This window comes from Fodinibius halophilus (assembly GCF_011059105.1).
GTDB classification, from domain to species: domain Bacteria; phylum Bacteroidota; class Rhodothermia; order Balneolales; family Balneolaceae; genus Fodinibius; species Fodinibius halophilus.
The window spans coordinates 323129-343862 of record NZ_JAALLS010000002.1; the positions used below are offsets into that span (position 1 = coordinate 323129).

Annotated in this window: 19 protein-coding genes and 1 tRNA gene; 13 read left to right on the plus strand and 7 right to left on the minus strand. The window is 44.8% G+C overall.

Translation table 11 applies throughout. The features are described 5' to 3' along the window. Positions 1-38: 38 nt before the first annotated feature. The 3 genes from G3569_RS03125 to G3569_RS03135 all read left to right on the plus strand — a co-directional run bounded on the left by G3569_RS03125 (position 39) and on the right by G3569_RS03135 (position 2982). Positions 39-1658, plus strand: a complete 1620-nt coding sequence (locus G3569_RS03125) for a peptide chain release factor 3 (RefSeq protein WP_165265977.1) — start codon at positions 39-41, stop codon at positions 1656-1658. A 108-nt stretch (positions 1659-1766) separates the two neighbouring features. Continuing rightward, positions 1767-2396 carry a hypothetical protein gene (locus G3569_RS03130; RefSeq protein WP_165265979.1) on the plus strand — a complete coding sequence of 210 codons (630 nt, stop codon included), beginning with the start codon at positions 1767-1769 and terminating at the stop codon, positions 2394-2396. 79 nt (positions 2397-2475) lie between these two features. After that, positions 2476-2982: a YdeI/OmpD-associated family protein gene (locus tag G3569_RS03135; RefSeq protein ID WP_205720005.1), complete on the plus strand. Its 507-nt coding sequence runs from the start codon at positions 2476-2478 to the stop codon at positions 2980-2982. Between the two features lie 84 nt (positions 2983-3066). On the opposite strand, the gene G3569_RS03140 is transcribed toward G3569_RS03135, so the two are convergent. Beyond that, a complete protein-coding gene (locus G3569_RS03140; protein ID WP_165265981.1) occupies positions 3067-3858 on the minus strand; it encodes a peptidase in 792 nt (263 codons plus the stop codon). A gap of 88 nt (positions 3859-3946) precedes the next feature. Between G3569_RS03140 and G3569_RS03145 the strand changes: the two genes are divergently transcribed. The 8 genes from G3569_RS03145 to G3569_RS03180 all read left to right on the plus strand — a co-directional run bounded on the left by G3569_RS03145 (position 3947) and on the right by G3569_RS03180 (position 10989). Then, entirely contained in the window at positions 3947-4450 is a 504-nt protein-coding gene (locus G3569_RS03145; protein WP_205720006.1) for a cupin domain-containing protein, read from the plus strand. A gap of 202 nt (positions 4451-4652) precedes the next feature. Beyond that, on the plus strand, positions 4653-6059 hold the full coding sequence (gene lpdA / locus G3569_RS03150) for a dihydrolipoyl dehydrogenase (protein ID WP_165265983.1): 1407 nt from the start codon (positions 4653-4655) through the stop codon (positions 6057-6059). Between the two features lie 148 nt (positions 6060-6207). Further along, complete coding sequence (gene lipB / locus G3569_RS03155) at positions 6208-6972, plus strand: lipoyl(octanoyl) transferase LipB (RefSeq protein WP_165265985.1); 765 nt, start codon at positions 6208-6210, stop codon at positions 6970-6972. 15 nt (positions 6973-6987) lie between these two features. Beyond that, positions 6988-7866: a lipoyl synthase gene (gene lipA, locus G3569_RS03160; RefSeq protein ID WP_205720007.1), complete on the plus strand. Its 879-nt coding sequence runs from the start codon at positions 6988-6990 to the stop codon at positions 7864-7866. Positions 7867-7959: 93 nt separating this feature from the next. Continuing rightward, positions 7960-8664, plus strand: coding sequence for a glycerol-3-phosphate 1-O-acyltransferase PlsY (gene plsY, locus G3569_RS03165; protein WP_165265987.1), 705 nt, complete (start codon positions 7960-7962; stop codon positions 8662-8664). A gap of 4 nt (positions 8665-8668) precedes the next feature. Continuing rightward, a complete protein-coding gene (locus G3569_RS03170; protein WP_165265989.1) occupies positions 8669-9679 on the plus strand; it encodes an NAD(P)H-dependent glycerol-3-phosphate dehydrogenase in 1011 nt (336 codons plus the stop codon). Positions 9680-9831: 152 nt separating this feature from the next. Then, positions 9832-10500 (plus strand): AlbA family DNA-binding domain-containing protein, encoded by a 669-nt coding sequence (locus G3569_RS03175; RefSeq protein ID WP_165265991.1) that lies wholly within the window; start codon positions 9832-9834, stop codon positions 10498-10500. Between the two features lie 36 nt (positions 10501-10536). Then, the gene (locus G3569_RS03180) at positions 10537-10989 is read left to right on the plus strand and encodes a HesB/IscA family protein (RefSeq protein ID WP_165265993.1); all 453 of its coding nucleotides are present in this window, start codon (positions 10537-10539) and stop codon (positions 10987-10989) included. A 551-nt stretch (positions 10990-11540) separates the two neighbouring features. Here G3569_RS03180 and G3569_RS03185 read toward each other — a convergent pair. The 4 genes from G3569_RS03185 to G3569_RS03200 form a co-directional block, all read right to left on the minus strand. Then, positions 11541-12671 carry a DmpA family aminopeptidase gene (locus G3569_RS03185; RefSeq protein ID WP_165265995.1) on the minus strand — a complete coding sequence of 377 codons (1131 nt, stop codon included), beginning with the start codon at positions 12669-12671 and terminating at the stop codon, positions 11541-11543. 676 nt (positions 12672-13347) lie between these two features. Next, positions 13348-14607, minus strand: a complete 1260-nt coding sequence (locus tag G3569_RS03190; RefSeq protein ID WP_165265996.1) for an NAD(P)/FAD-dependent oxidoreductase — start codon at positions 14605-14607, stop codon at positions 13348-13350. A gap of 18 nt (positions 14608-14625) precedes the next feature. Further along, positions 14626-15531: an Hsp33 family molecular chaperone HslO gene (gene hslO, locus G3569_RS03195; protein ID WP_205720008.1), complete on the minus strand. Its 906-nt coding sequence runs from the start codon at positions 15529-15531 to the stop codon at positions 14626-14628. 95 nt (positions 15532-15626) lie between these two features. Next, positions 15627-16796 (minus strand): Glu/Leu/Phe/Val dehydrogenase dimerization domain-containing protein, encoded by a 1170-nt coding sequence (locus G3569_RS03200; protein WP_240894592.1) that lies wholly within the window; start codon positions 16794-16796, stop codon positions 15627-15629. Between the two features lie 386 nt (positions 16797-17182). On the opposite strand from G3569_RS03200, the gene recJ reads away from it, so the two are divergent. Together recJ and G3569_RS03210 are read left to right on the plus strand one after the other, a co-directional pair. Further along, the gene (gene recJ / locus G3569_RS03205; protein WP_165265998.1) at positions 17183-18895 is read left to right on the plus strand and encodes a single-stranded-DNA-specific exonuclease RecJ; all 1713 of its coding nucleotides are present in this window, start codon (positions 17183-17185) and stop codon (positions 18893-18895) included. Positions 18896-18971: 76 nt separating this feature from the next. Next, positions 18972-19044: transfer RNA gene (locus tag G3569_RS03210), tRNA-Phe, on the plus strand. Positions 19045-19423: 379 nt separating this feature from the next. On the opposite strand, the gene G3569_RS03215 is transcribed toward G3569_RS03210, so the two are convergent. Together G3569_RS03215 and G3569_RS03220 are read right to left on the minus strand one after the other, a co-directional pair. After that, positions 19424-19885: a hypothetical protein gene (locus G3569_RS03215; protein ID WP_165266000.1), complete on the minus strand. Its 462-nt coding sequence runs from the start codon at positions 19883-19885 to the stop codon at positions 19424-19426. Further along, entirely contained in the window at positions 19878-20372 is a 495-nt protein-coding gene (locus G3569_RS03220; RefSeq protein WP_165266002.1) for a hypothetical protein, read from the minus strand. Before G3569_RS03220 ends, G3569_RS03215 begins: the two co-directional genes overlap by 8 nt. Positions 20373-20734 lie beyond the last annotated feature (362 nt).

Here is a 20734-nt window from a genome sequence, read left to right on the forward strand (position 1 = left end):
TTACGGGCTTTTCAGAATCCAGAAACTGATGATAACAAATGGCCGAGTCAGATACGCTTACAGAACAACAGCAAGAAATTATAGAAGAGGCGAAACGACGTCGCACTTTTGCGATTATTTCGCACCCTGATGCCGGTAAAACGACCCTTACCGAAAAGTTACTGCTCTATGGAGGTGCTATTCACGAGGCCGGTTCTATTCGTCAGCGTAAGGCCAATCGTTATGCAGCCTCCGACTGGATGGCCATTGAAAAGGAACGCGGTATCTCAGTGACTTCTTCAGTGCTTCGTTTCGAAAAAGATAATATCAAGTTTAACCTGCTGGATACACCGGGACACAAAGATTTTTCTGAGGATACTCTGCGTACCCTTGTTGCCGCCGATACGGCCCTGATGGTTATTGATGTTGCCAAAGGAGTTGAGGAGCAGACTGAAAAGCTATTCGAAGTTTGTAAGATGCGGGAGATCCCGATTATTACCTTCGTTAACAAATGTGACAGGCCCGGTCTTGACCCGTTGGAAGTGATTAGTAATATTGAGAATCAGCTCGGCATAGATCCTGTTCCCGCTTCTTGGCCCTTAGGTTATGGTAAGAATTTTCAGGGCATTTATGACCTTATTGGCAGTAAGCTTCATCTGCAGAAAAAGGAGGATCACGGGGCTAAAAAGGCGGAGACAGAAGTCTATGACCTGGAAGAAGGACTTGAGCAAGCACGTCTTTCTGACCATGACGTTGAAAAATTCCGGGAAGAGGTCATGCTCACTGAAGATATGATGGAGATGATGGACGATGAGGCATTTCTGAACGGAAAAGCTACTCCCGTATTCTTTGGTTCGGCACTTAACAATTTCGGGGTTGATGTGTTTCTGAACTATTTTGCGGAACTGGCCAATCCCCCACAGGCCTATCAAGATATCAATGATGAAGAGCGCGATCTGGGAAGGGGCTTTTCCGGCTTTGTATTTAAGATGCAGGCTAATATGAATCCCGATCACCGTGATTGTGCTGCTTTTATCCGTATTACTTCCGGCAAATTTGAGCGCGGTATTCAGGTTACGGAGAGCAATACCGGTAATAACGTAAAAATGTCTACCCCCCATACCCTGATGGGTGATGAGCGAAATATTCTTGAAGAGGCCTATCCCGGGGATGTGGTATCGCTTTTTAATCCCGGCTCATTTCGTATTGGGACGACCATCTACAGTGATGATCCGGTAGAGTTTGATGTAATACCGCTCTTTACGCCCGAACACTTCATGAAGGTTTCCACCAAAGATCCCTTTAAAAGAAAACAGCTGCGTGAAGGACTCAAACAGCTGGCCGAAGAAGGGGTGGTGCACGTATTTGAAGTACCCCAAGGTGTTGGCAATGAGCTTTTGCTTGGAACCGTAGGTGCCCTGCAGTTTGAGGTCGTTGAACACCGTATGGAAACCGAGTATAACACCGAGCTACATATGAACTCAGTCTCTTACCATGCGGCGCGCTGGCTGGGAGAGGATAAAGAGGTGATAGAGGCCTTGGATAGTAGTTACTCTACCCATGTGACCACAGATATGGAGGGGCATCCCATAGTGCTCTTTGACAGTGGTTATGCGCTTTCTCAAGCCGAGCAGAAGGTTGGAGCTGAAAAACTATTCAAGTTCAAGCAAAATACGTAAGTCTTAGTTACGGAAGTATAATATCTTTTTTACCACCCTTGACATAGGGTTGTCAAAACAGCGGTTATTTTAATCATCTCACAAAATTAATAATAAAAAATAGATGAGATGATAAGACTAAATACCGCTGCATCAGTAATGGAGTTCACTTCTTTTAAGAAGAAAGATAATATTTCCGAAGATACGCTACTAGAAGCCGTAATGGATTTTGAGGATGCCTTTTTGAGCAAGCAAGAGGGCATTACTATGCACTGCCTGGTGAAAAATAACTCAGACCAGTATGCTAATGTAATGTTTGTCCGAAGTATGGAAGCGCTTGAGCAGATTGAGGAGGAAGCCCATTCCAATGAAGCTGCCCAACACTTTTTTAGTTTGCTCGATATGGAAAGCGTGGAGATGAAGTTCCATAGTATCCTAAAAGAGGAGTTCGCATTACCTGATCACTTTTCGTGCGTGGAGCATGGTACTTTTAGCCTAAATGGTTCCGGTGACAGGGAAATGCTTTTGAAGACCGCTGATAAAATAGAATCGGAATATCTTAGTAGGTACGATAATACACGAGGCTATTTTATTGGCAGGATTGATGAAAAACTTTATTCTGAAATCACGCTTGGTAAAACGTTTGACCAAACAAAGCAGATCTGCGAAGGATATCGAGAAGAGCCGGTGTGCCAGTTATTACTTCAGATGGCTGATGAGGAAAGTATGCAGTTGGGGTTTTGGTATCTCATAGCTTAAGTGACAAGGAGGTAAATATGTGGGACGATTTGCCAAATCGTCCGACATGCAATATCTACCAATACCATTAATATAAATAATGTCAGATAATGCATTGGATATGGAAGAAGCACTATTAGTAGACCGGAAAGCTTTGTTGCAAAAGTTCTCGGGCAAAGGGGGATGGACCTATGCCGACCTCCCGGAGATTTCGCCTGACGGTAATAGACCATTTGGTTGGCTTGTGGTGAAAGGGTCCATTGATGATTATGTACTTAGTCAACACAAATTAATGGCGAAAGGTGACGGTAATCTATTCTTATCGGTGAGTGCTAAAATAAGAAAGGCAATCGGTAAAGAAGCCGGGGATTACGTGCAGATCACGTTATACAGAGATGAGTCGCCGGTAGAAATACCTGAAGAGGTTATTTGGTGCTTTGAAATGGAGCCGCCAGAGGTGTTGGAGAATTTCAGGGCATTCAAAGAGTCCGAGAAAAAGGCATACCTCGACTGGATCTACGAGGCTGAGAAAGAGGAGACACGGGTACGCCGTATTACTAAGATGTTAGAGCGAGTATCAAAAAATAAAACCTTCCATCAGGATTGAGATAGGAATTGAAGAATGAGCTTTCAATTCCTAATTCTCCATTCCCCAATTCCTAATTTTTAATTTTTAATTCCTAATTCTCAATTACTTGCCTCCATTCGCCTGCAGATCGTCAATACATAAATCATCAAGAGAAGGAACACTGCCGCTAAAGTTAGAGAAGAAGTCAGTAGTCCGAACCGAAGGTTCCATCAGGCAGCCGTCGGTTGTACAGTGGGCACTGCCGCTTGTCTTATGATCAGTTTGCATAGGGCTCCCATTGCCAACTAAGCCCATATTGTGACCAAATTCATGGCGAAAGACCGTGCTTTCTATTTTTTCTTCGCTGGGATTTACAGGAGGTTCTCCGCTAATGTCTTCCATTCTTTTACCCAAAAATGCTACCGAAGTATTCCAGTAGGCTACTCCAAGAACATTTTCTCCACTGCCTTGTCCGTCACTATACTCACCATTTACCATTAAAAAATAGACATGCAGGGTATTGCCTGATGCTTTGGTGAAATTGTCGCGGTGTTTATTTTCCAGTGAGCGGATATCTTCAATTGTATATGAACTTTGTTCTCCAGAAGGAATTTGTGTTTTGTTCGTTAGTGAGATGGATTGTTTGTTAAGTCGTTCCTCTAAAAAGGTTTGCAAGCTGTTGAGTCCATCTTGCGTGGGTTCATGGCCCGGCATATAGTCAATTTCCACCTCTAATGAAGTGTATTGATTGTTACTTAAGAATGAGCGGGCCGAATCACCGGGGGCAGCTTTACTGTTAAATTCTTGGGGATCATCATCGGGATTGGTACCCGTTGAGGAATCACTGCAGCTAAAGCTTATGACACCGAGTGATAAAATTACAGCTAGTACCGTTAGTCTCTTAAAGAGTTTCATAACTATAGTAAGGCCTTTGGTAGTAATATCTAGTTGCTTATCATGTTCTATACTTCAAATACGCAGATAAGTTCCTCACAGATTGCTTATGAAAAGCGATAATATAGTAAGCCGAATTGTTTCTGAATTATCACTGGAACCTCATCCCGAGGGTGGATATTACAGGGAAACCTACCGGAGTAAAGTGGAGGTAACAGAAACGGATGAAAAAATACGGAGTGCCGGAACCGGCATCTATTTTTTGTTGCCTGCCAAGGTATGTACCAATTGGCACCGGGTTTCATCAGATGAATTGTGGCATTTTTATAAGGGAGATGACCTTGTGCTTGAGCTTATTGATGAGGAGAAGCAGTTTATTCGCTATAAATTGGGAAACAGTATTTCTGATGGGGCATTTTTTCAACAACTGGTACCGACAAATTGTTGGCAGCGGGCCTATAGCATCGGTTCCTACTCGCTGGTGGGGTGTACCGTATCCCCGGGTTTTGAATTTGAGGATTTTGAGATGCTCGGGCAAGAGGAGTTGGCAAAACAGTATCCTGAGATAGCACAAAAGATATTATTTGATCCCTTTTCTGTGTCTAATAGTTAGTCCATGGCGGCTAATATATTTTAAAGAACCTATCCTTATATCTCTCGTCTATAATTCTTAAATTAGAGCGCTTTTAAAAATGGCTGAATGATTGATTTGATGAATTGTTGTTTTGCTAAAATTCATTGTGATATATCTAAGTATTTTTGTTTAGGATCAATCATTCAACTGTTTATTCAATTAATAAATTAAATTTAGTCCCATGGCAAAAGAATTTGATGTCTGCGTGATTGGATCCGGCCCCGGAGGATATGTGGCTGCGATTCGCGCTTCCCAACTTGGTTTTAACACAGCAATTATTGAAAAGCGTCATCTCGGCGGTGTCTGCCTGAATATTGGATGTATTCCAACCAAGGCATTGCTCCGTTCAGCCGAAGTGTATGAAAGTATTGAGCATGCCGACGATTATGGCGTTAATGTTGAAGGCTTTTCTGCAGATTTTGGCGGCATGGTAGATCGTAGCCGTAATGTAGCCAACAAAATGAGCAAGGGTGTTCAGTTCTTGATGAAGGCCAATAAGATCAAAGTCTTTGAAGGTAAAGGCGTCTTTGAATCCAAAGATCTGCTTAACGTAGTAGATGAAGACGGTGAGACCCAGGAAGAGATTAAGGCTGATAGCTTTATTATTGCTACCGGAGCTCATCCGCGCGAGCTGCCTAATATTCCTATTGACGGAGAAATGGTTATCGATTCTGAAAAAGCGATGCAGCTCGAAGAGCAGCCCGATAAAATGGTTGTCATTGGAGCCGGTGCTATTGGGGTCGAGTTTGCTTACTTCTATAACACGATCGGTACTGATGTTACTATTGTAGAACTGCAAGATAGCCTGGTGCCTGTAGAAGACAAAGATGTAGGCAAAGAGCTTGGCAAAATCTACAAGAAAAAAGGCATGGACGTGCGTACCGGCAGCACCGTTGAGAATGTCGAAAAAGACGGTGACGGCGTAAAGGTAACGATCAAAAGCGGTGACGACGAAGAAGTTGTTGAAGCTGATGTGGTGCTTTCGGCTGTTGGTGTTTCCGGTAACGTTGAAGGGATTGGGCTCGATAAGATCGGCGTGAACTATGATCGCGGAGCAATCGAAGTTGACAAAGAAACCTATCAGACTAATGTAGATGGAATTTATGCTATCGGTGATGTTGCCGGCGGACCATGGTTGGCGCACAAAGCTTCGCACGAGGGTATTGTTTGCGTTGAAAAGCTGGCCGGAGAAGATCCCCTGCCAATCAACTATAACAACATCCCGGGCTGTACCTATTGTGAGCCTCAAATTGCTTCTGTAGGATATACCGAAGAGCAGGCCAAAGAGGAAGGCTATGATGTGAAAGTGGGTAAGTTCCCATTCTCTGCCAGCGGTAAAGCAACCGGGCTGGGCCACGAAGAAGGTTTTGTAAAAGTAGTCTTTGATGACAAATACGGCGAATGGTTGGGTTGCCACATGATCGGTTCGCACGTTACCGAGCTGATCGCCGAAGCAGTTGTAGCTCGTGATCTCGAAACAACAGGACATGAGATCATTAGCGCTGTACATCCGCACCCAACGATGTCTGAAGCTGTGATGGAAGCAGTTGCCGAAGCGTATGGCGAAGGCGTCCACCTGGGCAGCTAATAAATAGCACAAATTCTTTTTCGGGAATCTGTGTTGATGTAGTTAGCTGACAAACAGAAAATCCTAAGTTAGGAATAAGGAATTAGGAAATGAGGGCAAATAGTGTCCCTCATTCCTGATTCTTAATTTTTAATTCCTAATTGGTACTATGAATACCGTTGAATTTTACGATTTAGGTCCCGCTCCCTATAAGCCCGTATGGGATTTACAGACTGCTATTCAGCAGCGTTTGGTTGATGAAAAGCTAAAGCGCCGCAAAAAGCAGAAACTGTACAAGCCCGGCGAAGAAAGCAATGATGTGCTATTATTCGTAGAACATCCCCATGTGTATACGTTGGGCAAGAGTGGTGATAAGGCCAATATGCTGAAGGGTATGGCAGAGCTGGCCGATATCGATGCCGAATTTATCGAAATAGATCGCGGCGGCGATATTACTTACCACGGACCCGGACAAATCGTGGGTTATCCTATCTTTGATATGGATCGGCACTTTACCGATATCCACAAATATTTGCGCTACCTCGAAGAGATTATTATTCGCACTTGTGCCGAGTATGACATAGAAGCGGGCCGCATTGAAGGACTTACCGGCGTTTGGGTAGGCGATCAAAAAATCTGTGCCATGGGTATCCGCTGTTCACGTTGGGTAACTATGCACGGTTTTGCCTTTAATGTGAATGCTGATCTGGACTATTTTAATCATATTGTGCCCTGCGGTATTAGCGATAAAGAAGTAACAAGCCTGCAAGAGCTTTTGGGCCGTAAAATTGACGAAGAAGAAGTTAAAGAACATCTTAAAAAGCATTTCGGAGAAGTCTTTGATATCGATATCAAAGAAGTGGATTCCCTGCCTGAACTGGACGATCAATTTTCGTATCTTACCCCTTCTGCAACAAAAGCTGCACCCCATTAATATTATATTTGCACCATGATCAAAGAACTTAATGTTGTTGACAACAAAGAGACTACAAAGCGTCGCCCCGATTGGTTGCGCGTAAAATTGCCATCCGGCAAAAAGTTTAAAGAGGTCTCGAAGACGATCCAGAAACATTCACTGAACACCGTTTGTTCAGAAGCCCGTTGCCCCAATATGGGCGAATGCTGGGGACGTGGTACGGCAACATTTATGATTCTTGGGGATGTTTGTACGCGATCATGTTCGTTTTGTGCGGTTAAGACAGGCCGGCCGGTGCAGGGGCTGGATTGGGATGAGCCACGGCGCGTAACTGATGCTGCTGTCAAAATGGGACTCAAGCACGTTGTGTTGACCTCAGTGAACCGAGATGAGCGTAAAGACGGAGGGGCACCTATTTTTGCCGAAACGCACAAGCAGCTTCGCGAGGCCATTGACGGGGTTACTATAGAGTCATTAATTCCTGACTTTAGAGGCGACTGGGAGGCACTGCAGATTGTTATTGATACGCCCCCTGATGTATTGAGTCACAACCTGGAGACGGTGCCCGAGCTGTATCGAACCATTCGTCCACAGGCTACCTATGAGCGTTCCCTGGAGCTGTTGCAGCGCGTGAAAGATCAGGGCATTAAATCCAAGACCGGTATTATGGTTGGGTTTGGCGAAAAGCGCGAACAGGTTATTGAATTGATGCAAGATTGTGTAGATCACGATGTGGATGTGTTGACTATTGGGCAATATATGCAACCGACTAAGATGCATCAGCCGGTAGAAGAGTGGGTGCATCCCGACCAATTTGCCGAGTACAAAGAGATTGGAGAAGAGCTGGGGATAGGGCATGTAGAAAGCGGTCCGCTTGTTCGATCTTCGTACCATGCCGAAGAGCACGTATAGTTGTATTCGAAAGTTCTCTGAAATTTCAGTCGAGATTAAACTCTGATCCGTTATATTAGGAGCGATCAGTTACCTTCCAATTAATCACATTATATGCTAGCACTTGGTGTTGTACTACTGTTAAGTTACCTGGTTGGATCAATCCCCTCATCAATATGGGTGGGTAAGCTTGTTAAGGGGGTAGATATTCGAAATCACGGCAGTGGTAATGCCGGTGCTACCAATACATTTCGCTTGCTGGGTTGGCCATCGGGCGTTACCGTATTGGGTATCGATTTTTTCAAAGGCTTTGCCAGTTCGCTCTGGATAAGCCAGCTTGCCTATTATATTGCTTCAGGTCCCGTTGCCCTCTTCGACTTTTGGAGCGTTGATCCTTTCTTGAGTATTACCTGTGGCCTTGCAGCAATTATTGGCCATATGTTTCCACTGTATGCTAACTTTGACGGTGGCAAAGGGATGGCTACCGCGGCGGGTATGCTATGTGGTATTGAGCCTGTATCGGTAGGAATTGCAGCAGTCGTTTTTACCGTTGTGATGGTAGCCAGCCGGTATGTATCATTGGCATCACTGGTGGCTGCTTTTGTGTATCCACTGGTTTTAGTGATGCTTCGTTTCGGCTTTGGCTGGGAACTGGATGGAAGTATCTTGATTTTTGGAGCCCTTGCCGGTCTCGGTATCATCGTAAAACACCGGGGCAATATAAAGCGGCTCTTAAACGGAACAGAAAATCAGGTAAGTTCCTTTAAACCGGCAGTAGGGTGGTTGAACAAAGAAGAAAAATCTCAATCCCAGAGCTAGTATTGTGAAAAAGATAACTATTATCGGGGCCGGCAGTTTTGGTACGGCCCTTTCCATTGTTTTAGCCCGTGCAGGAAATAAAGTGCAGCTATGGGCTCGAGAATCTGAGGTGGCATTCGGTATCAATAACCAGCACCGCAATCCGGCCTATATCTCTGATGTGACTTTGCCGGATACTGTAGAGTGTTCTACTGATCCCGAAGAGTGTTTTGACGATCCGGAGATGGTCGTTTTTGCCACCCCTTCGCACACCATGCGTGAGATTGCCACCAATATTAAACCCTACTTAAATGGGGATGAAAGAATTGTTAGTGTAGCTAAAGGCATTGAAAACGACACCTTTATGACGATGTCGCAGGTGTTGTCTGAGGTGTTGGAAGGAAAAATTATTGATGATCACATCGGCGTGTTATCAGGTCCCAGCCATGCCGAAGAGGTCAGTAAGTTTAAGCCTACCACCGTTGTGGCCAGCTCCTATTCCAAGCGTACGGCAGAAAATATTCAGCAGACCTTTTTGACACCCATGTTTCGGGTTTACTTAAACTATGATATTATAGGCGTAGAGATTGGAGCATCTGTTAAAAATATTATGGCTATTGCCGCCGGTATTGTAGACGGGGCCGAGCTCGGAGATAACGCTACGGCAGCTCTTATCACTCGCGGATTGCACGAAATGAAACGCCTGGGCATGAAGCTGGGGGCCTCGCAAGATACTTTTTCCGGTCTGTCGGGAATGGGCGACCTCGTTGTAACCTGTACCAGTGAACACAGTAGAAATCGTTTTGTAGGCTATAATATCGGCCAGGGAAAAAGCCTGGACGAAATTATCGATACCATGGATATGGTTGCCGAGGGAGTGAAAACAACAAGATCTGTGTTAGAATGGAGTAAGAAACTTAATGTAGAAATGCCAATTACGGCAGCGGTGCACCGGGTGCTGTTTGAGCAGGAAGATCCTAAAGATATGCTCTATGATCTTATGACCCGAAATCCCAAAGAAGAGATCGTGATATAGTTAATCTTTGGCATGAACTGCTAAAGCTAGGCAGGAGGTGTCATAGAAGCACCACTTGCTGGTTGACTTCGAAATTATCGTCCGGTTGTTCATTATTACTTAATATTTCGTGTTTACCTTCGTTAGCAAGTGAACCCAAAAACGGAGCGGCTATGTATTCTGAAAATCGAAGCACGGCTTCACTGTCAGAGATGGATTACCTGGATGTCAAGAATTTGGCACAGACAGGCGAAGGTACTTACTTGGAATTTAAACGCACCATCCCATCCGCATACAAGATAGCGCGGGAAATAGCGGCATTTGCCAACACGCAAGGCGGTACGCTACTGATCGGTGTGGATGACGACAAGTCGCTGGTGGGCGTGCTGGGTTACCAGGAACAAGAATATCTGCTTAAAAAGGCCACGGAAGAACTTTGTCGCCCCAAAGTGGATATTGTGATTGAGATCGTTCATTTTGGGGACCGGGATCTGCTGGTTATAAAAGTACCCGAGGCTGATAATAAACCTGTTTTTGTGCACGATGAAGATGAAGAAACCGTATTTATGCGGGAAAAGGATCAGAATAAGGTAGCCAGTGAGGAACTTGTTAAGATTATTGAGAAAAGGAATTCTGATGAAGGAGTCACTTTTGAGTATGGTCCCAAAGAGCAAAAATTGTTTCGCTATTTGAATGAGTACGGCGAAATTACTGTTGAGAAATTCGCACAGCTTGTTGATGTATCCAGGGCGAGAGCTTCAGGGACGCTTGTAGATCTAGTAACAGCCGATATCCTGAGCTTGTTTCGCAAAGATAATGTAGACTATTTTACGTATTCATAGCACGGTGAGACCTAATTTTTAAATTGAACTATTGTAATGCCTGTTGAAGAAGAAAATTTAGATGATGTGATTTCTGACCTGGTTGATGAGGATACCGGGGATGATAATGGTGAGACCGGTATTCAAGGATTACCTACCCCTGATGATGTGGAATTCTCAGGTCCTCCGGTATCACTGACCGAACGTGCAGCCGAACAGGTGCGTAATATTCGTGAGGATGAAAGCCTGGAAGATGATCTTAAGCTGCGTGTTGCAGTAGAAGGAGGGGGTTGCTCAGGACTAAGTTATAAACTCGGTTTTGACCATAAGACTGAAGATGACGAGGTAGTGGTAAGCCAGGGAATTGAAATTGTGGTAGATCCCAAGCACATGATGTACCTGAAGGGCATATCTGTTGACTACCCCGATGGACTTGATGCACGTGGCTTTACCTTTGACAACCCCAATGCCTCTGAGACCTGTGGCTGTGGCAGCTCCTTTGCTACCTAGCATTGTATAGAGCAGGGTTTAATATTATCAATTCTTGTATTTTGCTGGAGATGGAAAGTTTTTAAAACTTTCCATCTCTCCTAAAAATCTTTTAATGGGGGTAAGGTGGTGATTAAAGGAATGTCGAAGGTGGATTTTGAATTTTGAAAGACAGGATCCAGTATGGATAGATGGCTTATTTTATCTCCCCTTGAGGGGAGTACCGCGAAGCGGGCGGGGTGTTTTTGAGTGCAAAGCAACTAAGTAAGACCAAGGGTTTGGCGACTGAATTGTTACGGTCATTCCTCCTTGGAGAATAGCCTGTCCGCTCACCGGCGGAAGGACAGGATGAATTGAATGATCTCTTCACATTTCACTTATAGCGCGAGCGTCTCGCTCCTGCTATGTTGACTCACATCTGCGTTACCAGTTCTTTATTTTGGGAAAATTGATAATTTCGAGCAGTAAATAAGCTACATGTCATTTCGAACCGCTGTAAGCCGGTGAGAAATCTCATCCGCATACCATGCCCACAAAGAAGTGAAGAAGATAATCGATTGGAAACTCATTCATCACCTTTCATAGCGTTCCATAAGCTTAAGCACCGAATCCACCGGCAGTTCATTAATTGTATGTCCATCACGCCCCGTCATAGTTTGGGCATGGAACAGGGAGTTAATAATAGCTTCCTCCGTGGCCTCGTTTACAGCCATAAACAGGGGAGACATTCTGTTATTTCTCAGTACACTCTTTTGTTGGACCGCTTCGGTTGCTCGATAGGGAATGCGATTTTCTTCAGCAGTAGAAAAAGCGATGATATAATCCCCACTGCCATTAGAGGCAATACCTCCCGTTTTGGCCAGGCCCAGGGCTGCTCGTTTTGCCAACCGCTCGAGGTTTCTGGCATCCAAGGGTGCATCGGTAGCCACGATAATCATACAGGATCCGTCCGGTGATTCATTAAGGCGATCACTGAGATAGTATTTGTCCAGTTCTTTGCCCACGGGCACGCCCGCAACCTGGAGCACACCTCCAAAGTTAGCTTGCACGAGTACCCCAACGGTATATCCGCCCATCTTTTCAGGAAGCCTGCGCGACGAAGTGCCAATCCCGCCTTTGAAGCCAAAGGCCACTGTACCGGTGCCCGCTCCAACGTTGCCTTGTTCGACGACACCGTCTTCTGCATTGTTGATGGCTGTGAGTACATCTTTCTTAGTGACATACCGTCCCCGAATATCATTGAGATAGCCATCATTCGTTTCTCCAACTACAGGATTAACAGATCGAACATTACGGTTTTCTTCAAAACTGAATGTGTAGTCGATTAAAGCATCGGCAGCGGTTGGTACGCTAAGGGTATTGGTTAGTATGATGGGCGTTTCAAGGTTGCCAAGCTCCTTAATTTGTGTTGAACCCGCCAGCTTACCGAATCCATTCTCTATATAGACAGCGGCCGGTACTTTCTGTTGGAAAATGTTTTCCGGATGAGGAAGAACGGCCGTAACGCCGGTACGGATGTGGTTACCTACAATCATAGTTTGGTGCCCAACCTGCACCTCTCCAACATCAGTGATACTATTCAGAGGACCCGGTTCCAGTACGCCGATCTCAATTCCATACTGCCGTATATTTTGGTCTTGAGCAGAAACATTCGTTGTGCTGCATAAAATTATAAGGAATGCAATGAAATGTATGGTTTTCATAAGGATATGTTTTTTATGCCTGCAATTCGCCTACGGTTAATGAGCCTGTAAGCCAGAGTATCGATTTTTTCAAAGAGATCCCAATAAGACTACTTAAAAGCGCAATGGTTAATTGAAATGGAATGGGTTGCTATATCAGATGTTTTTATAAGGTCCTAATAGTTGTGAAATAAAAATCAAGCTGCTTTAAAAACCTTTTAAAGGTAGTTTTCTGGGATAGGTTAAAGTGCAAAAAAAGTCCTTGTTGTGGCACTATCGGAGAGAGGCCGGGAGTGTAAATTGAAGGAGGTGCAGCTATGTGCCTCGAAGTTTTAACGTAGTGGCAGAGGATGGCCAGTATAGTATAAAAATGAGCAATGGATTATCTCCCCTTGAGGGGAGTACCGCGTAGCGGGAGGGGTGTTCTTTTGAGTGAAAAGCAACTAAGTAAGACCAGGGGTTTCGTGACTGAAATGTTACGGTCATTCCTCCTTGGAGAATAGCCTGTCCGCTCACCAGTGAAAGGACAGGAGGAATTGACTGGTCACTTCACATTTCATTTATAGCACGAGCGGGACGCTCGCGCTATTTAACGATTGAATGTCTCTGACGGTTGACGCTATCTCTTTTCAGCTTTGAAAAGGTCAGAATTAGTAAGCAGCTTCCAGTATCTGGTAGCCAGTCCGGTATTGGGGGATCAATCCTTTTCGGTGAAACGGTCGGTGATGAGGCGTACGCCTCTTTTGAAGGTAAAATAATGCCACATCCATTCTGCAAATACACGGAACCGACTCCGGAAGCCGATGAGAAACAAAATGTGAACGATCGACCACAGTATCCACGCAAAGAAACCGCTGAACTTAAAGCCGCGAATATCGGCAATAGCTTTGGCACGGCCGATGGTTGCCATCGTACCTTTGTCGGTATAGTAGAAGGGCGTTCGCTGCTCGCCGGAAATTTCTCCCTTGATAAGCTTGCCAATATATTTTCCCTGCTGCATGGCAACCGGCGCCAGGGCAGGTAATGGATTGCCGTCTTCATCTTTTTTATGGGCCGCATCACCAATCACAAAAATATTTTCATCATCCGGAATAGAAAGGTCGTCCGTTACTTTAACCCGGCCCGTTCGGTCCTGATCGGTATCCAGTGCAGACAACAGAGGAGAAGCAGCAACACCGGCAGCCCATATGATATTGGGCGTTTTAATAGCTCCCTCAGAGAAAGCTACTTCATCTTCACTGATATCAGTCACCGGTGTATCGGTGAGTACGCGCACGCCCATATCTTCGAGCGTCTGCTGCGCCTTTTCGGCAAGAGATTCGGGATAGCCGTTAAGAATACGGGGAGCGGCCTCAACCAGGAAAATACGCGTTTCATTTTTGCTGAACGTACTGTAGTCGCGCATCATGTTGCGCTTGGCAATTTCGCCGATGGCCCCGGCCATCTCCACGCCCGTAGGTCCGCCGCCGATAATAACGTACGTCAGATAAGGCTCTCGGAGCTTGGGATCGTCGAGCTGCTCGGCCTGTTCCAGGGAGAGTAAAATTCGTTCCCGTACCTGCAGGGCATCACCAATAGATTTGAGGCCCGGGGCATGTTTTTCCCAATCCTCATTGTCAAAATAGTTGTACTGGGCACCGGGGGCTAAAACAAGATAGTCGAAGCTGATTTTTCTGCCCTCTTCCAGCTCTACATAGCGTTCCTTTTTGTTGATGTTGATGACGTTGCCAAGCAGTACCTTCATGCCCTTATGTTCTCCCAGGATAGCCCTAATGGGTACGGCAATATCGCCGGGAGAGAGGGCGGCTGTTGCAACTTGATATAGCAGGGGTTGGAAAAGGTGGTGGTTCGACTTGTCGATAAGTGTTACATCAACATCTGCTTTTTTGAGCTGTTTGGCCGCCATGATGCCGCCAAATCCGCCTCCCACAATGACCACATGCTTGCGCTCTGCCATAAAAAGTAAAGTATCTACTTAATTCATTTTAGCCTTTGTTTCCATCAACAGTTTTTCAATCTCTTCCTGAGTGATATTATACTGCTCATTACAGTAATGGCATACCAGTTCCTGCCCTTCGTCACTAATCTCTTTAAGATCTTCGTAACCGAGCATGGCCAGGGCATTGATAAATCGTTCTCGGGTGCATCGGCAGAAAAAGTCTACGGGCTGACGATCCAGCTCTTTGACTTCGATGGGATCCATCGCCATCTCCATAATATCATCAATATAGTTACCCTCGGCCAGCAGAGTATCGATAGATTCAAACTCCAGCATCTTTTCCTGCAGCTCTTCGATAGTTCCTTCAGGAGCATCGGGCATGCGCTGGATGATAAGTCCGCCGGCTTCGTTTACTTTGCCTTCGTCGGTCATTCCCACATCAAGTAGTACTGCTGAGGGAATCTGTTCCGACTGAACCATATAGTAGGCCAGGTCGTCAGTGACGTTCCCGCTGATCAGTTCAATGCTGCTTGTTCGAGGTTCGGCTTCGTTATAAAGTATTTTGCTGAAGGTCAGTACCCCAACACCGAGAGCATCACTGATATCTACATCCTCTCTGCTGTAGTCGAGCTCAACGTGTGGGTTTTGAACATAGCCGCGAACTTCGCCTACGCGATTGGCTTCGGCGGCCAGCAGGCCCACAGGCCCTTTACCCTCAATACGCATCTTAACGCGCTCTTCGCCCTTCAGCTCCGAGGCCATAAGCGCGGTTGCTGTAAGGGCACGCCCCAGCAGAACCGTATTGAGAAGGGAGAGATTGTGCTTCTTTTGAGCAGTTTTGACAACATCTGTTGTCTTAACCACCGAAATTTTAAGATGTCCGTTTTTACTAATGCCTTTAATAAGGCGGTCTTTGGTAATAAAATCGTCTTTGGAAATCATAGGGGGATAAATATCTCGCTTTCAATGGGTATGTGCAACAAAAAAGGCGACCCAAAAATTTGGGTCGCCCTAAAAAATATTACCGGTAGAATATACTACACATTATTCTTGTAGAGTTCTCCGATATGGCCCGAAAATTTACTGTCGGATGTATAGATATTGTGGATCTGTCCGACATTTGCAATGCGTTTTTCAGCCAGGATATTTGACGCTACAAAAGTAGGAGTGTTGTTATCCTCGGAGTAGTTGAGGATATCTAAAATAGTATCATAAATTTTAGATGCCTGCTTGTGAGCTCGCTCTTCGTTATAGCCTTCCAGCTCGCTGGCTACATTGATAAGTCCACCGGCATTGATGACATAGTCGGGAGCATAAAGAATATCATTATCGAGCAGCATCCGGCCGTGCTTATCCTCATTATCAAGTACATTATTAGCTGCACCGGCAATAATATCACACTTAAACTGATCCATTGTGTCATCATTAACTACTCCGCCCAGTGCACAGGGGCTAAAGATGTCAACATCCAGTCCGTAGATCTCATCAGGGTCTACCACTTTGGCACCGGTCTCTTCGGCAACAGCATTGACCTTATCCTCATAAATATCACAGATAAAAAGTTCTGCATCTTCTTTGCTGAGGAATTTAGCAAGGTGAGAACTTACGTGACCTGCTCCCTGTATAGCAATACGTTTGCCTTCCAGCGAGTCGGAGCCGTATGCCTTTTTAGCGCTGGCTTTCATCCCCTGATACACCCCATACGCCGTTACAGGGGAAGGATCGCCGCTTCCGCCAATCGATTTTGGGAGGCCGGATACATATTTAGTCTCCATGCGCACCCACTCCATATTTTGCACGTTGATACCAACATCTTCGGCCGTGATATAGCGTCCGCCGAGACTGTCAACATAACGACCGAAAGCGCGAAAGAGGCTTTCATTTTTCTCTTTGCGGGGATCTCCGATGATAACTGCTTTTCCGCCGCCGAGATTTAATCCCGAAATAGCAGCTTTGTACGTCATCCCGCGAGAGAGACGAAGCACATCGCGGATCGCTTCCTGCTCATTATTATAGGGCCACATGCGAACGCCGCCGAGTGCAGGCCCAAGTGTGGTATCATGAACGGCAATAATAGCTTTGAGCCCTAAACTGGGTTCCGAGCACACAACAATCTGTTCGTGTTCATAATCTTGCAGCTTGCCAAAGAGTGGAAAATTTTCACTAATATCGGCATCTGTTTCGTTAGCTGTCATAGTAGATTGCATAGTAAATGGGGTTAAATCATTAACACTTTTATTCAAACGCTAAGGCAGTATTATAGCTGTAGTCGGCAGCTGACCCTTAATACGTTAGCCGGTAACAATAATTGCAAATTAGGACAAAAAAATTTCACCGGCATGAAAAAACTTTCATTAAGCAAAGTATCCAAAGGTAAAAAAAGAACGGCAGAATTGGTAGTTCGTTGTGCTTATTAAAAAGTGTTGTGAATTGGAAAGATTCCGGAAATAAGTGAGACCGAATGATGAATTTTGTTCGTGAAATTGTATTTTAATACTGATGGAATTAATAACGCTGCTACAGGCAGTTGTATAGCTGTTCGGTTTGACCGCCGGGAGTCTATTTATGACAAAAAAGAAAAAAACAGATAATTATGTCTTTTCGCTGGGTATATGCAGAGCCAGAACAGGAAGAGACTGTATCAACCTTACAAGAACAGCTGGGCGTTTCCGAAAAAATAGCCCACCTGTTGGCGTTACGTGGTATAGACTCTTATGACAAAGCAAAATCATTTTTTCGTCCCGAGCTAGCAAAAATTCATGATCCCTTTTTGATGAAGGATATGGATAAGGCCACCGAACGACTGGCCAAAGCTATCCGCGAGGGACAAAAGATTTTGGTATACGGAGATTACGATGTTGACGGGACCACCTCAACATCTATTCTCTTCATCTTTTTAAAGAGATTCGGAGTGGATGTCGATTTCTATATCCCCCATCGCTTTAAAGAAGGCTATGGGATTAACCAGGAGGGAATTGACTATGCTATTGAAATTGATGCCGACCTTATTGTGTCGGTAGATTGCGGTATCACCGCTGTCGAAGAAACAGAGCAGGCCAAAGAGCACGGAATCGATGTCATTATATGCGACCATCATAATGTGGGCGATCGTATCCCCGATGCGGTAGCTGTTCTCGATCCCAAGCGTAAAGATTGCAACTACCCCTTCGACGGACTTTCGGGGGCGGGTGTAGGCTTTAAGCTTATTCAGGGCACCATCAAAAAGCTGGGCCTTAGCGAAGATATGGCTTTTGAGCTGCTGGACCTGGTGGCGATTTCCATTGCTTCGGATATTGTGCCCATCCAGGATGAAAACCGAATCCTTATGGCCGAGGGGCTCAAGCAGATTAACAGCGATCCGCGGGTGGGCGTCAAGGCCCTGCTCGATCTTATTAATCTGGATATCGGATCTATCAGTACTTCTAATATCGTCTTTTCTATCGGCCCCCGGATCAATGCGGCGGGACGTATGGGCGATGCTACCAAAGCAGTATTGCTGCTTATTTCTGAGACTCGCACGGAGGCACGGTCGCGGGCGAACGAGCTGGAAAGTATTAATGTGGCTCGCCGCGACAAAGACAGCAAGACGATGGAAGAGGCCCAGGCTATTGTTGACCAGGATTATAACCTGGACAAAGTTTCGTCGATGGTGCTGCACCAGCCCGACTGGCACCTGGGCGTGATCGGGATCGTAGCTTCCCGGCTTGTTGATACCTATGGTCGTCCCGCGGTAATGCTGAGTACGGTAGACGGTAAAATTAAGGGCTCGGCCCGCAGTATTGATGGCTTTAATATCTACGAAGCGTTCAAAAAATGTGAAGACCTGCTCGAACAGTTTGGCGGACACGAATATGCCGCAGGACTGACGATTCGCGAAGAAAACCTGAAGGAGTTCCGTCGCCGTATCGATGAAATTGCGGCCGATAATCTGTCGGACCAGGATTTCATTCCCGAACTTAAAATAGATTGTGACCTGGACCTCAGCGAGGTTGATATGGGATTCTGGAAACTGCTGAGCCAGTTCGAGCCTTTTGGCCCCGGCAACCTGCGGCCCATTTTTGTGAGCCGCGATGTGGATGTTGAGGGTGTTCCTACGGTTGTAGGCAAGGGGCACCTGAAGATGAAGGTCTCACAGAACGGCTCCGGTGCTTTTGATGTGATCGGCTTTAATATGCATGATTGCCTGCCCAAAGTTCGGAGCAGCGACGACAAAAAGCTGGATATTGCCTACTCGCTGGAAGAGAACCACTGGAACGGACGCCGGACCCTGCAGGTGCGACTGCGGGATGTGAAAATAAGGGACTAAGAAATTCCAAAAAATCCGGTTTTCTGCTTTGGATAAAGTGGAAAAGGTTTTATATTTGGCAACTCTTATTGCACTCGGGACTGTAGCTCAGTCGGTAGAGCACGCGACTGAAAATCGCGGTGTCGCCGGTTCGATTCCGGCCGGTCCCACGCAAAGCCCTGTAACTCCTTGAGTTGCAGGGCTTTTTTATTTTGGGGATGGTTTTAATAAACAGCTATGCAGGTAGTATTGGTTGTTAGTATCGTTCTAACTCTTCCTATATCTCTTCTCTTTTCCTCAATCTATTGAGTGTTTTTAGTTGTGTCCCGCCTATTTATGTGCGAGAAGTTTGTATCATCTCAAATGGAATCACCCTGATGGGTGTTACAGATATGTTTTATGACCATTTCCTGGAGTTGATAACGTAGGTTTGCTATGCAGGTGTCAACTAATGCCTTCAAAACTTATTAGACGGGTTATCTGAATTGCTTTGACAATTATCTCTCAGATTGGACAGGATGAGGGGATTAGTATACTTAATAATTGATATTACTTCTCTTCAAACTCAAATTCTTGTTGGATGGGCATCAAGCTATTATATCCCTGGCTTTTCATGTATCCATCAATAGATTTTATAGCTCTTTCGCATTTGTAAAATCTACTCTTTAAATAGTTAGTTCTATTTTTAGGATCAATAAACCCGGTATATCTGGCATCTTGGGCTGCATTGTAAAGTACGTTGTAAGAATTGTAGCAGTGACGTTTGACAGGATACTTTGATTGTCTTCCTTGAGGATTGATAGCTTTCCGTAGGGCAGCATGGGAAGGGGAAACTTCAATTTCATTTTCTGCCATTAAAGCCCTTAGTAAATGCGTAGCAGTATAGAACAAGACAGTGATTTTCCAATCATAAAAGGCTTTTGGGAGTTTAGAATGGACCTCACAAAAGAATTTATAATTATGGATCGCTTGATTATAATGCTTTTGTACTTCGTCGGCCGACTTATCCAACGGTTAATTCTTTGCTTAAACTTGCGTCTTCCAGATGTTCTTTACTGGGGAAAGAAATAACTAATGGGAATCGTTGAGAAATGGGAGTATCATCGTAATCCATTTTGAACTCGAGTATTTCACCCTCGTTATTAATAGTATCTTCTTTTAATACAATTGCATAATGAAGGCTGTTTTCTGAAACTATATAAGCGCTATCAATGAGATGGCTCTTAGTTTGGATAAATTCGATGAATTGTTCTTGCATCATATTGATAATAGATTCTTCTATTGATTTTAACGCCTGAAAATTAGAAATAACAGGCGAACCTAATCCTTTCTTAATAGTTTCTGCCCATTCATTAGTTATGTCAAGCTGGTTAAGTTCAACACTGGTGGAAGCAGTATGATGTAGTTCTCCCATCATATCTCGGACCATTTCGAGAAGTTTTTGGAATTCCTCACCTTGGACTTCTGGATGATCAGGTTGTAAAATCGATTCTCCCATAGATTTTAAAATTATGCCAATTTATGTACCCAAATATTAGTTGCTACAACCAATTAGCATATAATTACAGCAAAGCTTCTTTTTATTAAGCATTTCGCTGGAAATATAGCTTCCATTACTATAATTAACAAGTAACTGGTAAACGTTCCCTTTGGGACAACATTGTGTGAAGGTTACATGTCCAAAATTCCGGCATTTGTGGGTTTCTGTGGATAATTAGTATTTGCCAACAAAATTGTTCTTTATTGCCTAAACTGTATTATCGACCATTTTGTCTTAAAATTAAATTCAAAAGAGGAGAATTACACCAGTAAGACATAAACTATCTTCTGAGTTCAAGTAGTAAATGCAACATGAAAGAA